Below are 14,567 nucleotides of genomic sequence, written 5' to 3'. Positions count from 1 at the left end.
CCGGTCTGACGACCGGGGCACATTTGCCGGGACCGGCAACAATTGCCGGGGCATCCTGTCGTTCCGGAGCGGTCCGCAGGACCGGAATGACTCCCGCGAAACCTACGTCGCCGACGCCGCCGCGGGGTGGAAGACCAAGCCGAAACCGTCGATGCAATAGCGCAATCCGGTTGGCTTCGGGCCGTCGTCGAAGACATGGCCGAGATGGCCGCCGCAGCGCCGGCAATGCACCTCGGTGCGGACCATGCCGTAGCTGCGGTCCTCGGTCTTGCCGACATTGCCTTCGATCGGCGCATAGAAGCTCGGCCAGCCCGTGCCGCTCTCGAACTTGGTCTCCGACGTAAACAGCGGCAGGTCGCAGCCGGCGCAGGCGAAGATGCCCTTGCGCTTCTCCTTCAGCAGCGGGCTGGAGCCGGGCCGCTCGGTGCCGTGATTGCGCAGGATCTCATATTGCTGCGGCGTGAGCTGGGCGCGCCATTCGGCTTCCGTCTTCGTGATCTCGAACTTTTGCGCGGCCTTCTCGCCGGCCTCGGCAGGTGTTCCTCTCAGCCAGCGCAAGGCCGAAAGGCCGAACAGGCCGGCGACAGTCGTGAGCAGGATGCGGCGGTCAAGCATGTCATTCTCCGTGCGCGGGAAGTCCACGCCCTGAGATACGGGCTTCTGCCGGCCGAAGTTACACGTCGGAGCGGAATTTCGCTCAACTTATTGCGAGACGCGATCCTCGTGCACGACCGGTTCCGCAGCGCCGACCGCGGCTTTCGGCGGTGGCGCCGGTCGGGGTCGCACGCCGGGCGGCGCTCGGCGCGGACCGGTGCCGGCGGCGCGGTTGGCTTCGGCGAGGCGGGCCTCGCGTTGCCTGTCCTTGACCCTCGCGCGCTCGCGATAGCGGGCGAGCGCACCTGCGGCGGCGGAGCTCGCCCTGCCCCAGATCCCGACCAGCTGGCCGGCGACGCGCCCCGTGGCGCCGCCCGCCCAGACCAGTTCGAACGGCGAGAACAGCTTCCAGCGCTCATCGCCCCGCAAAATGCTGCGCGCGATCATCTGTCCGGCCATGGCGGAGGTGTTCATGCCCTGGCGGCCGAACCCGCTCGCCACCCACAAGCCTTTGCGCAGCTGGCCGATCTGCGGCATGCCGTGCACGGTCTGGCCGGTGGCGCCGCCGAAGATGTCGGTGATCTCGACATTGCCGAGCTCGGGAAAGATCGTTCGGATCCGCCGCTTGATGGCGCCGGCGAAGCGCTGCGGACGCGCGGCCCAGGTGGTCTCCGGGCTCTCCCACATCAGCCGGTCGCCGTCGACAAGCCGGAAATGATCGACACCGTCGGAATCCATCACCGATCCCTTGAAGGCGATGATCTCGTGCAGGCGCTCGCCGAGCGGCGCGGTCACGCCGGCATAGCGCCAGACCGGCAGCAACGTCTCCGACAGGCGCTTGGAGGGGGCGCCGAGATGAATGTTGCCGGCGAGCACGATGTGGCTCGCCCGCAGCCGCGCCGAGGGCGTGACGATGCGCTTGCGGATGCCGGAATGATCGATGCTGACGACCGGCGTGTCCTCGAAGATGCGGGCGCCTGCCCGCCGTGCCAGCGCCGCAAGGCCGTGCACGTATTTCCGGCCGTCGACCTGGAACGCTTTCGGATAATACACGCCGTGGAAGTAATGATCGGACTTGAGCGCCTCGCGCACGCGGTCGACCTGCCAGCCTTCGACCTCGGTATCGAAATCCTCGTTCAGCATCTGCAGCCGGCTGATCAGCCGGTCGCCGGCATCGACGTTGGAGACCTCCAGCACGCCGTCGCTGACGCCGATCCCCGGCATGCTCTCTTCGCTGGCGTTGGCCCGGACGAACTCGGCGCCCTGCTTCGACAGGGTCCACAATTCGCGGGCGTCCTCCAAGCCGATGCGCTCGATCAGGTCCGTGAGCGGCAGCGCAAAGCCCGGCATCACGGTGCCGAGCTGGTTGCCGGAGGCGTTCCAGCCGATATGCCGGCCCTCGAGCACCGCGACGCTGGCCCCGAGCCGGGCCGCCTCCAGCGCCACGGTAAGCCCGGCCAGGCCCGCCCCGATCACACAAATGTCGGCATCGAGATCGAACGACAGCCGCACGCGGTCGCGAAAGCCGGCTTCTTCCTGGGACACGCTTGTGAAAGTCTCGCTCATGCAGTTTTCTTAGAGGACTGTGCGGGCCCTTGTCACCTTGTCCTCAACCGGCGCCTGTAGATTATCCTGGACGTGGAACGATTCGAGAATGCCATGCGCCGTTTGATGCTGCTGCGTCACGCCAAGACCGAGACCGACGCACCGAGCGGCCGTGACCAGGACCGCCGGCTCGACGACCGCGGCCACAAGGATGCCGCGCGGATGGGAGACTGGATCGCGGCCCATCCGCCCTTCCCCGATACCGTATTGGTCTCCCACGCCGTGCGGGCCCGTCAGACCTGGGACATCGCCTGGGAGGCGATGAAGGACCGCGTCCCGGCGCCGCAGGTCGAGGTCCTGCCGGAACTCTATGGCGCCGATCCCGCGCAGATCCTGGACACCATTCGCACCGCAACCGCCCCGGCCGATCCGAAGCGGCTGCTGCTGATCGGCCACAATCCCGGCATGCACGAGGTCGCGCTCATGCTGATCGGCGGCGGCGATCCCGATGGCGCCAAGACCCTCGGCGACAACCTGCCCACAGCGGGGCTTGCGATCTTCGACTTTGACGTCAAGGATTGGGATGACGTGGCCTACCGCCGCGGCAAGCTGGTGCTGTTCGTCAGCCCCAAGCTGCTTCGATCGGGCTAGACGCGCGGGCGCCGTCTCGACCGGTTGGTTCAGCCTGGTTCACAGGGAGGCGCAGATGTTCAAGTCCATCCTCGTGCCCATCGACCTCGCCGACACCGATCTCGCCAAGCCGGCGATCGCGACCGCGGCGACTTTGTCGCAGACCTGGAGCGGCACCGTGCGCCTGCTCAACGTGCTGCCGATGACGCCGGTGATGCTGGCCGAGTACGTCCCGGCCGATTTCGACGAGCAGCAGCGCCAGACCTCGGAAGAGGCGCTTGCCATCGTCGCGCGCGAATCCGGCATCGAGCCGTCCCGCATCTCCAGCGTGGTGCGCCAGGGCGGCATCTATCACGAGATCCTGGAGGAAGCCGCGCACATAAAGGCCGACTTGATCGTGATGACCTCGCATCGCCCGGCGATGCGCACCTATTTCCTCGGCTCCAACGCCGGCCACGTCGTGCGCTACGCCAAGTGCTCGGTGCTGGTGGTGAGGCATTGAAGGGCAGCAGACTCCGTCATTGCGAGCGAAGCGAAGCAATCCAGAGTCTTTCCGCGGCAACAGCCTGGATTGCTTCGCTGCGCTCGCAATGACGTAGAGGCAGCTGCGTGCCACACTCGCGCTTCCGTGCCCCGGACGCTGCGCAGCACGAAGTGATGCGCTGCAGAGCCGGGGCCCATGCGTCAGCGAGTGCGATCCGCTGGGTCCCGGCTCTGCGCAGCAGCGTTTCCCGCTGCAGCGCGTCCGGGACAGGCGAGTATCACAGATACCGCGACAGCTCGGTCTTGAACTGCCCGTACACGGCATCCTCGATCTGGCTGCGTGTGATGCCGATGTCGCGCAGGGCGCGGTCGTCGAGCTCGTTCAGGGTCTTGACGGCGGAGCGGCGCTCCAGGCGGTCGAACAGCGCGGTGAGGCGCAGGGCTAGGGCACTGAAAAATCCGCCCGATGAGGATGGGCGTAAAGTCCGCCCGGCAGTTTGCGAGATCGTGGTCATTCTTCTTCTCCGGCCTAACGTCCCGCGCGGCGAAGCAGGTGCCGTTGGCGCGGACGCTTGCGGGCGCCTGCACCTCATTTGCCGTCGGATTGCTCTCGCTCTCCTCGGCCCAATCGCGGAACTTGATGGAACTTAAATGCTCCAGTACACTCCTCGGAGCAAGCAAAACATTGCTCTCGGTGCAATATGTCCAAGTTCGAGTACGTGAAGCTCGCCGATGCCATTGCGGCCGATATCACTAACGGCACGTTAAGGCCCGGCGACCGGCTGCCGCCGCAGCGCAATTTTGCCTATGACCGCGGCATCGCGGTCTCGACCGCGAGCCGGGTTTATACGGAATTGCTCCGCCGCGGCCTCGTGGTCGGCGAGGTCGGGCGCGGCACGTTCATCTCCGGCGACGTCAGGCGTGACGTCGAGACCATGCGCGAGCCGGCCGACGCGCGCATCAATCTCGAGGTCAATTACCCGCTATTGCCGCAGCAATGGGCGATGATCGCCAAGAGCCTCGCGGGGCTCGAGCGCATCGACGCGCTGGAATCCGCGCTGCGCGTTTCGACCAGCACCGGCACCAAGAGCGCCCGCGTTGCCGCCGCTGCCTATCTCGCACGCAAGGATTTTTCGCCGCAGCCCGAGCAGATCTTCTTCACCGCCAACGGCAAGCAATCGCTCGCGGCCGCGCTTGCCGCGCTGGTGCCCACCGGCGGCCGCTGCGGCGTCGAGGCGCTGACCTATCCCTACGTCAAGAGCATCGCCGCGCGGCTCGGTGTGACGCTGGTCCCGATCCCCATGGACGAGGTCGGCGCGCGGCCCGACGCCATCCAGAAGGCCCATCGCGAGGCGCATCTGTCGGCGCTGTATCTGCAGCCCATCATCCAGAACCCGCTCGGCGTCACCATGAACGCGACGCGGCGCGCCGACATCATGCGCGTCGCCGAGAAGCTCGATCTCACCATCATCGAGGACGCCGTCTACGGCTTCCTCGCCGACGACACGCCACTGGCGGCGCTCGGGCCCCACCGCTGCATCGTGCTCGACAGCCTGTCCAAGAAGGTCGCGCCGGGGCTCGCGCTCGGCATCCTCGTCGCGCCGCCTCACTTGCGCGAGAGTTTGATGAGCGCGGTGCGGACCGGCGGCTGGATCGCCTCCGGCCATGCGCTCGCGGCCGGGCAGCGGCTGATGGCCGACGGCACCGTCGCCGAGCTGACCCGGCTGAAACGCATCGATGCCGCGCGCCGACAGCAGACCGCCGCACGGCTGCTTTCCGGCTACCAGCTCGCCGCCGATCCGCGCTCGTATCATCTCTGGCTGACGCTGCCACCGCACTGGCGCTCGCAGACCTTCGTCGCCGCAGCAGCAAGGCGCGGCATCGCGCTGACGCCATCCTCGACCTTCGCGATCGCGCACGGTCATGCGCCGAACGCGGTGCGGCTCGCGCTCGCCCCGCCGTCGCCCGAGCAGCTCGATTCCGGCCTGCGCACCATCGTCTCGCTGCTCGGCACCAAGGAGGACGATTTCGATTCGACGGAGTAGGGCTCTCATCTGACGCGTTTTCTTCACGCGAACCGGACCCACTTCGCTCGCAAACGCTTTAGGGCAGCAGGGCCTTCGGCACGCGATCGAAACTGTAGCTCTGCGGCCGGTTGCGCCGCACGAAGCCGCCGACCTGCCAGGCGAACAGCGCGGCGAAGCCGAGGATGAACAGCACGCCCGCGAGCTCGCCGGTCAGAAGCGCGCGGATCAACAGCCCCGCCATTGCCACGGCGAGCACGGCCAGGAACGCCAGCACCGCCGCATAGGTTTTGCGGCCGAGGCCCGCGGTCAATTCGGCGCGGCTGCCGGCTTTGGCCATCCGCGCATGCAGCTCGATCAGGAAATCGCGAAAACCGTTGTCCTGCGGCGCCATCAGCGCCGCGGTCTGCCAGCTCGTCGACAGGATCGCGATGCGGCCGCCGCCGGCGCGGCTGATATCGGCGCGGAAGCGGTGCTGCTGCATCGACACCGGGCGGAACGACAGCCGGATCGCCGAAATCTCGTCATAGCGCCACAGGCCGGAGCGGCCGGCGATGTGCCAGGACAGCCCCTGCTCCGTCAACTCGAAGCGATGCGCCGAGCCAATCAGCGAGGCCTTGTAGGCATAGCTCGTGGTCGAACCCGCTTCCGCTCCCGGCATGTCGTCAACGAACCCATGGGCGATCGCTTGGGCGATCGGCTTGCGGGATCGCCCCCGGCCATCCTACAAGCGAGGCATGGCTGAGACGACCTTTTTTCCGCGCCGCCTGATTCTCGGCGCCGCGATGATCTCCGGTGTGTTACTGGCGCTCGCGGTGCACATGCTGGGCGCGCGCTACGGTCTCGATCTCGGCCGCCTCTGGCGCTCCGACACGCATGAGTTCATTCCGGCGGGCGCCGCCATCGCCTGGTGGCTGATCGCCACCGTCGGCTTCTCCGGCGGCTATTTCACGGCGAGCCTGATGCAGAGCGCCGTCTCCGGACAGATCCCGCAGCGGATGCGGCAATTCCTGATCGCGGTCGGCGTGCTGCTGCTTGCGGGAGCGGGTCAGGCGGCGTCGGCGCCGAGCCCGATCCCGACCGTCTCGGGCGTGCTCGCCGGGCTTGCCGCCCTGTGTCTCGGCGCCGTGATGGCGTTCTGCGGCGCGCATTTCGCGCTGCGCCGAAGCTGACCTCTCAAGCCGACGCGCGCAGCCGCGGCCGTTCCAGCATGATCGCGACATCCGAGGCGGGCCGCGGCTTGCTGAACAGATAGCCTTGCGCCTGGGTGCAGCCCTCGCGCCGGAGCAGCTCGAGCTGCGCGTCGTTCTCGACGCCCTCTGCCGTGGTGACGATGCCGAGGCTGCGGCCGAGGCCGGTCACGGCGCGAATGATCGCCATGGAATCCTCGCGCGTCGCCAGCTCCGACACGAAGGAGCGGTCGATCTTGATCTTGTCAAACGGGAAGCTGCGTAGATAGCTCAGCGACGAATAGCCGGTGCCGAAATCGTCGAGCGAGATCCGCACGCCCATGGCACGCAGCTCGTGCAAGGTCGTCAGCGTCGCCTCGCTGTTCTGGAGCAGGACGGATTCGGTGATCTCGAGCTCGAGGCGCCGCGCACCGAGTCCCGATATGGCCAACGCCTCTGTCACCGCCGCGATCAGGTTCGGGCTCTTGAACTGCACCGGCGACAAATTGACGGCGACGTCGACATCGTCGGGCCAGGTGGCCGCGTCGGCACAGGCGGAGCGCAGCACGAACTCACCAAGCTGAACGATGAGCCCGGTCTCCTCGGCCAGCGGGATGAAGCTGATCGGCGCGATCAGCCCGCGTTGCGGATGGTTCCAGCGCAGCAGCGCCTCGAAGGCGACGACGCGACCGCTGGCGACCTCGCGGATCGGCTGGTAATAGACCTCAAACTCGTCGCGTTGCAGCGCCGCGCGCAGATCCATTTCCAGAAGGCGCCGCGCCTGCGCACGCGCATCCATGCCGGTCTCGAAGAAGCGGTAGGTGCCGCGGCCATCCGCCTTGGCGCGATAGAGCGCAAGATCCGCGTTCTTGAGCAGCTCGTCCGGATTGCTGCCGTCCTGCGGCGACAGCGAGATGCCGATCGAGACGCCGATCACGATCTGATGGTCGTCGATCTGGTAAGGCGCCGAGATCACCTCGACGAGGCGTCCGGCAAGCGATCGCGCGGCGATCTCCTCGGAGCGTCCGATCTGGACCACCGCGAACTCGTCGCCGCCGAGCCGCGCCACGGTGTCCTGTTCGCCGACGGTGGCCTCGAGCCGGCGGCCGACCTCCTTGAGCAGCGCATCGCCGATGGGATGGCCGAGCGAGTCGTTGATGTCCTTGAAGTGATCGAGATCGAGGCAAAGCACCGCGAGCTGGTCGCCCGACTTGGTCTGGCGCAGTCCCTGCTCGAGCTGTTCGTGGAACAGCACGCGGTTCGGCAGGCTGGTCAGCGCGTCATGTCGCGCCATGTGCGAGATCTTGGCCTGCGCCTCCAGCCATTCGGTGATGTCCTCGAAGGTCGCGACCCAGCCGCCGCCCTGCATCGGCTGGTTGACGACCCGGATGGAGCGGCCGAACCGGTTGACGACGTCGGTCGTGGTGCGGCCCTCGCGCGCGTCGGCGACGAGGCGGGCGAAGAATTCATCGGCGTCGCCCTGCCATTGGCCCTTCGCCTGCTCTTCCCTGAGCACGTCGACCAGCAATCGGCCGGTGAGCGGCACGTCGGTTCGACGGAGCATCGCGGCATAGCGCTCGTTGAACAGGATGATCTTGCCGTCGGCGTCGAACATGCACAGCCCCTGCGACATGTTCTCCAGCGCGCTGTCGAGCACGATCTGCTGGCGGCCCAGTTCGCCCTTGGCGCGGCGGTCGAGCAGCGCGGCCACGAGCGCAATCGCGATGATCGCGACGGCGGCGCCGGCAGTCAGGAACGACAGCGAGGCCGGCGGGACCGAGAGCCCGCTGATCGCGATCGTCGGGTCCGGCGTCAGCAGCACCGCGCCCATCGCGGTGAAATGATGGGCAACGATCGCGAGCGTCAACAGAGCAGTCGCGCTCAGCGCATGTCGAATGCCGTCACCTCGCGCGGCGACGAACAGCGCGAGCGCTGCGAAGACGATTCCGAACAGCACCGAGGCGGCAACCGTGCTCCGGATCCAATCCAGCCGTGCCGGCATCTCCAGCGCCACCATGCCGGTGTAATGCATCGCCGCGACACCAAGGCCGACGATGGCGCCGCCGACGACGATCCACACCGGGCGCGAGGACGCCACGGCGATGCTGAGGCCCACGAAGGTCAAGGAGATCGCAAGCATCAGCGACAGAATTGTCACCGGGATGTTGTAGGCGCCGGCGCTTCCCGGGCCGTAGGCTAGCATCGCGATGAAATGCGTCGCCCAGATGCCGCATCCGCTCACGGCCGCATCCAGGGCGATCCAGGCCAGGCGCCCGGCTCCGTGCGTCGCGCGTGCGCGCTGAAACAGGCTGATCGCCGCGGCGCTGGCGAGCAGGCACACCGCGCCCCCAAGGGCCACCAGTCGCCAGTCATGCTCGTCGGTGAGACAGTAGAGAACTTGATACATTGCCGGCCCCTATCGACCCGCACTTGAGCCGACAGTGGTGGACGATCGGTAACCAGCTACAAACCTGCTCCGGAAGTGGTGAATGGAAGATGAGCGAGTTCGCTCACATTGCTGATCCTCGCGACGGCGCACCGAAGCAGCACCACGGCAGCGGGAAGCGAACAAGCACAAGCGCCGCGCGGACCGTCGCGCGGCGCTCGCAGTTTCCTCTACTCAGCTCGCCGCGCGCAGATTCACCTTGCTCTCGGCGAGTGTCGTCAGCTTCTGGTCGGTCGCCTTCTCCTCCTCGAGCGTCTTGGCGAGCACCGCCGCACAATCGTTGCGGCCGAGCTGCTTGGCCCAGGCGATCAGGCTGCCGTAGCGGACGATCTCGTAATGCTCCGCGGCCTGCGCCGCATTGATCAGGGCCGCGTCGAGCACCGCCTTATCGGCGACTTCGCCGGCGGTCTCGTCGGCTTCCTCGATGATGCCGTCGATGGCCGGGCAGTCGACCGCCTTCACGGGGACGCCGTGCATCTTGAAGACCTCCTCGAGCCGCGCAACGTGCTGCTTGGTTTCCTCGAGGTGCGTCAAAAAGCCCTGTTTCAGCTGCGGATCAGTGGCCTTGGTCGCCATCTTCGGCAGCGCCTTGGTGAGCTGCTGCTCGGCGTAATAGATGTCCTGGAGCTGATGTACGAACAGGTCGTTCATGGTCTTGATGTCTTTTGTGAACAGTCCCATCGTTCCGATCCTCTCGGGTCTTGGGAACACGGAGGCGCCGGCTTGCGCGAAAAAGCCGCGTATTCCGCCATGTTCGATTGTTGATGGAGGCTAACGACCACGCGGCATCGACGTTCCAAAAACGCCGATACGGCTCTGCGTTGGAACAATGCGGACGGCGCCGGGATCTGAGATCGTATCGGCACGGTGAGCGCGCGGATGGAGCCTGGTTTCGCGACTCATATGCTTAACGCGCCGCCGATATGAACCGCGTATGACAAAGTTGCCCGCCGAACGCAGAACCTATTGTTGTCAAGGGCTGCACAAGCCGCTGATTTTGCCTTAAATGAGCTGGATCATGCCTAGCGATCGATGCCTGCCTTTTGGCCGTGATCGCACCCGACCGGCCAATGTCTGGCCCGGTCGGTCTTGCCCCCCGCCGGGAGGATGAATGCACGGACTGCTGCCCGCGTTGAAACGCGGCTTCAATAGATGGATCGGCTGGCGACGGCTCGGCGTCGCCGCGAGCATCTTCATCATCGCGTTTGCGATCACCACGCTGGTGCGGACGCTCAAGGGCATCGATACCGGGGTCATCCTGACCGCGTTGACGGAGATTCCCCGCGGCAACATCGGGCTGGCGGCGATCTGCGTCTTCTTCGCGTTCTGTACGCTGACCTTCTACGACTATTTTGCGCTGCGAACGATCGGCAAGAAGCACGTGCCCTATCGCATCGCGGCGCTGTCCAGCTTCACGTCCTATTCGATCGGGCACAACATCGGCGCCACGGTCTTCACCGGCGGCGCGATCCGTTTCCGGATTTATTCGGACTACGGACTGAACGCGATCGACGTCGCGAAGATCTGCTTCCTGTCCGGCCTGACCTTCTGGCTCGGTAACATCTTCGTGCTCTCGATCGGCATGGCCATCCATCCGGACGCGGCCTCCTCGATGGATCAGCTGCCCTCCTCGCTCAACCGGTTGATCGCCCTCGGCGGTCTCGCATCGATCGGCGCGTATCTGGTCTGGCTCTGCATGGGCGAGAAGCGCCGTGAGCTCGGCCAGAAGGGCTGGAAGGTGGTGCTGCCCTCGGCGCCGCTGACCTTGGTGCAGATCCTGATCGGCGTCGTCGATCTCGGCTTCTGCGCCACGGCAATGTACCTCTTGATGCCGGCCAACCCGCCGATCGACTTCATGTCGCTCGCGGTCGTGTTCATCCTGGCGACCCTGATCGGCTTTGCCAGCCACGCGCCGGGCTCGATCGGCGTGTTCGATGCCGCCATGCTCGTGGCGCTGCCCCAGTTCGGCCGCGAGGAGCTTCTGGCCACGCTGCTGGTGTTCCGTATTCTCTATTTCGTGATCCCGTTCGGCCTTGCCATCTCCATCATGGGCACGCGCGAGCTTTGGACGAATGTGGTCGCGCCGTGGCAGGAGCGGCGGCGGCTGGCGGAAGCCTGCGCGCAGGCCAACCTGCCCAAGGAGGTGACGCCGATGGAGCGCGAACGGCTGCTGCGGCAGGCCGGCAAGCGCTGAGCCGCCCAAGGCGCCGCCGGCAATCAAGCCGCCGCCGGCAATCAAGGCCCCTCGGAATCATCAGGCAAAAGTTGCGGGCAGGCGCGCAATCCTCTCTTATTTCCGCCTCAACTTTGCCGTTGAAAACGCGGGCCATGATTTCCGTATTCCTTCGCACCCTCTCGGCAGGCGCCGTGCTGCTTGCCGGCCTTCTCGCTGCGCCCGAGCGCGCCGCCGCGCAGGACGCCGGCAGCATGCAGATCAGCTGGGAGGTGCGTAACCGCTTCCGGCTATTCCGCGAGGAGCGCGACTTCCTGCTCCATGTCGAGAACGCGCGCAACCGCAGCATTCTGGCCGCCGAACAGTCCCTGGAGCTCCAGAGCGAGGGCCGCGGCTGGGCCCGCAACATGGTCAACCGGCTCTGCATCGACCTGCAGGGCCGGGTCAACCAGCCCTGCACCCGCGACAATGTCAAAGAGAACTACATCACGCCGATCGACCATCCCGTGACGGTGCGCCTGACCGGCGCGGTGCCGGTCGGCGCCACCTGCGCCTGGTCGTTCGATGACGGCGACGGGCCGCAGAGCTCGACCTTCGACTGCGCCGAGCCGATCAATTTGCGCGTCCGCTACGGCAAGCCGACGGTTGCGACCGTCGATGTCTCGGCCGGCTCCGATCCGACCCAGCGGGTCCAGACCGAGATTCAGGTCCGCGACATCTTCATCGCAGGTCTCGGCGACAGCATCGCCTCCGGCGAAGGCAACCCGGACCGGCCGCTGGCGCTGTCGGACGAAGGCTTTTGCTTCCGCTCCTATCTCGGCGCCGCCGGCGCGCAGTACTACCGGCCGAGCCGCCACGGCTTCAAGGGCGGCCGCGCCTGCGAGGCGCCGGATACGCTCGCCAACTGGCAGCGCTACAGCGCGCTCTGGTTCAATGCGCCGTGCCATCGATCGCTCTACAGCTATCAGGCGCGCACCGCGCTGGCGCTCGCGGTGCGCTACACCCACATCGCCGTGACCTTCCTGCCGCTCGCCTGCAGCGGCGCGAGCATCGGCGACGGGCTGCTCGGCTCGCAGCGCGCCCGCGAATGCCCGCCCGGCAAGACCGGCGTCTGCAACACCAGCGTGAACGCGCAGGTCGCCGAGCTGCGGGAAGCCGTCACCGCGGCGAAGAAGCGCCAGCCCGATCGCACGCTCGATCTCGTGCTGCTCTCGGTCGGTGCCAACGACGTCTATTTCTCCGGCCTCGTCGCCGACGTCATCGTCGAAACCGCGACCGAGCGCGCGCTGTTCCGCCGCTCCGGCGTGTTGGCGAGCGTCGACGATTCCCGCGATGCGCTCCAGCGCGAGCTGCCGCAGAATTTCGTCAAGCTGCGCGAGGCGCTGAAGCCGCTGGTCGGCGGCGACCTCTCGCACGTGGTCTATGTCTCCTATGCCAACCCTGCGCTCGCCGACGGCGGCGCGCCCTGCCGCGGCGGCCGGGCCGGCTTTGACATCCACCCGTCCTTCAATGCCGATCCGCAGCGCCTTTCCCGCGTCTCCGCCTTCGTCGACAGCGAATTCCTGCCGCAGCTGAAGGGGCTCGCCACCTGCACCCGCGGTGCGCTGTGCCGCGATCCCGAAGCCGACCGCATGACCTTCGTCGATGCGCACCAGGCCGCGTTCGCCGAGCACGGCTTCTGCGCCCGTTCCGGCAACGATCCCGAATTCGACCGCAGCTGCTTTGCCGCGAACGGCCAGAGCTTCGATCCCGACATCGTCAGCGCGGCGAGCCAGCCGATGCTGTGCGGCCGCGGCGCCTCGGAGTACCGCGCCTACCTGCCCCGCGCGCGCTGGGTCCGCGACGCCAATGACAGCTATTTCGCCGCGATGACCTATCCGCAGGGCCTGCCGGCGGCGAGCCAGCCGACCGACATCCACGATGCGGCCTGGGGCGTGCTCTCCGCCGTCTATGGCGGCGCGGTGCATCCGAGCGCCGAGGGCCATGCCGCGATGGCCGACGCGGCGCTGCCGGCGGCGAGCGCCGTGCTCGGTCTCGACGCCGTGCCGCCGAACGTGACGCGCGGACTATTGCCACAGCTGTTGCCCAGCGCGCAGCAATAGCGCGCGCTGTCTCCACACACTCACCGTCATCGCCCGGCTTGACCGGGCGATCCAGTACTCCGTGACAGCAGTATTGAATCGAGAAGCCGCGGCGTACTGGATTCGTCGCCTTCGCGGGGATGACAGCGGTGCGAGCGGCATCACCGTCGCTCGCAGATTCTTTCGCGCCAGCATCCTTCCCCAACCTGCCGTTCCATCGATCCAAAAACAGCATCGATCGATACTGCCTTGAACTTGGACACTTCGCCGCGCACACCTCTAGGACTCGTGTCGGGCAAACGGCCGAGGCCTGAGAGAGGCGCGTGATGAGCGCAGTGGCGTCCGCAGCGGACGTGAGGCGGTCTCGCATCAGCCTGTTCCTCCTGAGGGCTCCCATGGGAGCTTGACCAGGCAACTCAACGGCGGCCCACAAGGCCGCCGTCTTTGTTTTGGGGGTGATCGATGCTAGAAGTGCCGGGGAAACGCCTTATTCATCTAAGGCATGTATCGATGTTCGACCTCAACCAGCTCCGCTGTTTCGTCACGGTGGCGGAGGAATTGCACTTCGGCCGCGCCGCCGTGCGGCTCAACATGACGCAGCCGCCGCTGTCCCGGCAGATCCAGGTGCTCGAGCACATCATCGACGCGCCGCTCTTGGAGCGCACCAGCCGCTCGGTGCGCCTCACCCCGGCCGGGCGCAGCTTCCTGCCGGAGGCGCGGCGCATCCTCAAGCTTGCCGAAAGCGCTTCGCAGGTGGCCCGCCGCATCGCGCTGGGCAAGACCGGCTCGCTGAAGGTCGGCTTCACCGCGGCCGCGGCCTATGGCTTCCTGCCCGAACTCATCGCCGCCTGTCGCGCCAAGCTGCCGGAGGTCGACTTCTCGCTGAAGGAGATGGTATCGGGCGACCAGTTCGAGGCTCTGACTTCTGGCCAGATCGATGCCGGCCTGCTGCGGCCGCCGATCGCGCGGCCCGAGCTTGCCAGCCGCCGCGTCGTCGCCGAGCCGCTGCTCGCGGCGATCCCGAAGAAGCATCCGCTGGCGAATGCCGACGGCATCACCATCAAGGATTTCGACGACCAGCCGTTCGTGATGTATTCGCCCTATGAGAGCCGCTACTTCCACGACCTCCTGGTGGCGCTGTTCACCCGTGCCGACGTGCTGCCGCGCTACGTCCAGCATCTCAGCCAGATCCACTCGATCCTCGCGATGGTGCGCGCCGGACTCGGCCTCGCCATCGTACCGGCGGCAGCGGCGAGCCTGAAGATCTCCGACGTCCGCCTGCGTCCGCTGAAGCTGCGCACGCGCGTTCCGGTCGAGCTGTTCATGGTGTGGCGGCGCGAGGACGAGAACCCGCTGCTGTCGGCGCTGGTCAAGATCGCCGGCGAATTATCCTCCGCGGAGCTGGCGGAGGATTGATGCTCA

13 protein-coding genes are annotated in these 14,567 nt (G+C 66.8%); 7 read left to right on the top strand and 6 right to left on the bottom strand.

Features of this window, described 5'->3' with window-relative positions:
- Positions 1–102: 102 nt before the first annotated feature.
- Positions 103–615, bottom strand: a complete 513-nt coding sequence (msrB, locus tag ACTEK7_RS31330; protein WP_036015643.1) for a peptide-methionine (R)-S-oxide reductase MsrB — start codon at positions 613–615, stop codon at positions 103–105.
- An 87-nt stretch (positions 616–702) separates the two neighbouring features.
- Positions 703–2,160 carry an NAD(P)/FAD-dependent oxidoreductase gene (locus ACTEK7_RS31325; protein ID WP_036015639.1) on the bottom strand — a complete coding sequence of 486 codons (1,458 nt, stop codon included), beginning with the start codon at positions 2,158–2,160 and terminating at the stop codon, positions 703–705.
- 93 nt (positions 2,161–2,253) lie between these two features.
- On the opposite strand from ACTEK7_RS31325, the gene ACTEK7_RS31320 reads away from it, so the two are divergent.
- Both ACTEK7_RS31320 and ACTEK7_RS31315 read left to right on the top strand, forming a co-directional pair.
- Complete coding sequence (locus ACTEK7_RS31320) at positions 2,254–2,790, top strand: SixA phosphatase family protein (protein ID WP_036015636.1); 537 nt, start codon at positions 2,254–2,256, stop codon at positions 2,788–2,790.
- 55 nt (positions 2,791–2,845) lie between these two features.
- On the top strand, positions 2,846–3,271 hold the full coding sequence (locus tag ACTEK7_RS31315) for a universal stress protein (RefSeq protein WP_036030185.1): 426 nt from the start codon (positions 2,846–2,848) through the stop codon (positions 3,269–3,271).
- Between the two features lie 259 nt (positions 3,272–3,530).
- Here the strand turns inward: ACTEK7_RS31315 and ACTEK7_RS31310 are convergent, their stop codons facing one another.
- On the bottom strand, positions 3,531–3,767 hold the full coding sequence (locus tag ACTEK7_RS31310) for a DUF1127 domain-containing protein (protein WP_036015631.1): 237 nt from the start codon (positions 3,765–3,767) through the stop codon (positions 3,531–3,533).
- Between the two features lie 186 nt (positions 3,768–3,953).
- Between ACTEK7_RS31310 and ACTEK7_RS31305 the strand changes: the two genes are divergently transcribed.
- On the top strand, positions 3,954–5,297 hold the full coding sequence (locus tag ACTEK7_RS31305; RefSeq protein ID WP_225148305.1) for an aminotransferase-like domain-containing protein: 1,344 nt from the start codon (positions 3,954–3,956) through the stop codon (positions 5,295–5,297).
- A 58-nt stretch (positions 5,298–5,355) separates the two neighbouring features.
- Here the strand turns inward: ACTEK7_RS31305 and ACTEK7_RS31300 are convergent, their stop codons facing one another.
- The gene (locus tag ACTEK7_RS31300) at positions 5,356–5,937 is read right to left on the bottom strand and encodes a hypothetical protein (RefSeq protein ID WP_225129421.1); all 582 of its coding nucleotides are present in this window, start codon (positions 5,935–5,937) and stop codon (positions 5,356–5,358) included.
- A gap of 76 nt (positions 5,938–6,013) precedes the next feature.
- On the opposite strand from ACTEK7_RS31300, the gene ACTEK7_RS31295 reads away from it, so the two are divergent.
- On the top strand, positions 6,014–6,448 hold the full coding sequence (locus tag ACTEK7_RS31295) for a hypothetical protein (protein WP_036015623.1): 435 nt from the start codon (positions 6,014–6,016) through the stop codon (positions 6,446–6,448).
- A gap of 4 nt (positions 6,449–6,452) precedes the next feature.
- On the opposite strand, the gene ACTEK7_RS31290 is transcribed toward ACTEK7_RS31295, so the two are convergent.
- On the bottom strand, positions 6,453–8,852 hold the full coding sequence (locus ACTEK7_RS31290) for a bifunctional diguanylate cyclase/phosphodiesterase (protein WP_225148304.1): 2,400 nt from the start codon (positions 8,850–8,852) through the stop codon (positions 6,453–6,455).
- Positions 8,853–9,065: 213 nt separating this feature from the next.
- Positions 9,066–9,572 (bottom strand): YciE/YciF ferroxidase family protein, encoded by a 507-nt coding sequence (locus tag ACTEK7_RS31285; RefSeq protein WP_036015620.1) that lies wholly within the window; start codon positions 9,570–9,572, stop codon positions 9,066–9,068.
- A gap of 430 nt (positions 9,573–10,002) precedes the next feature.
- Between ACTEK7_RS31285 and ACTEK7_RS31280 the strand changes: the two genes are divergently transcribed.
- The 3 genes from ACTEK7_RS31280 to ACTEK7_RS31270 all read left to right on the top strand — a co-directional run bounded on the left by ACTEK7_RS31280 (position 10,003) and on the right by ACTEK7_RS31270 (position 14,561).
- Entirely contained in the window at positions 10,003–11,085 is a 1,083-nt protein-coding gene (locus ACTEK7_RS31280; RefSeq protein ID WP_036030193.1) for a lysylphosphatidylglycerol synthase transmembrane domain-containing protein, read from the top strand.
- Between the two features lie 134 nt (positions 11,086–11,219).
- The gene (locus ACTEK7_RS31275; RefSeq protein ID WP_225148303.1) at positions 11,220–13,166 is read left to right on the top strand and encodes an SGNH/GDSL hydrolase family protein; all 1,947 of its coding nucleotides are present in this window, start codon (positions 11,220–11,222) and stop codon (positions 13,164–13,166) included.
- 489 nt (positions 13,167–13,655) lie between these two features.
- Positions 13,656–14,561: a LysR family transcriptional regulator gene (locus ACTEK7_RS31270; protein WP_109143167.1), complete on the top strand. Its 906-nt coding sequence runs from the start codon at positions 13,656–13,658 to the stop codon at positions 14,559–14,561.
- Positions 14,562–14,567 lie beyond the last annotated feature (6 nt).

This window comes from Bradyrhizobium sp. JHI2711, assembly GCF_056156565.1.
Note: the sequence above shows the minus strand (reverse complement) of the source record. Positions and strands in the feature narration are given on the sequence as shown.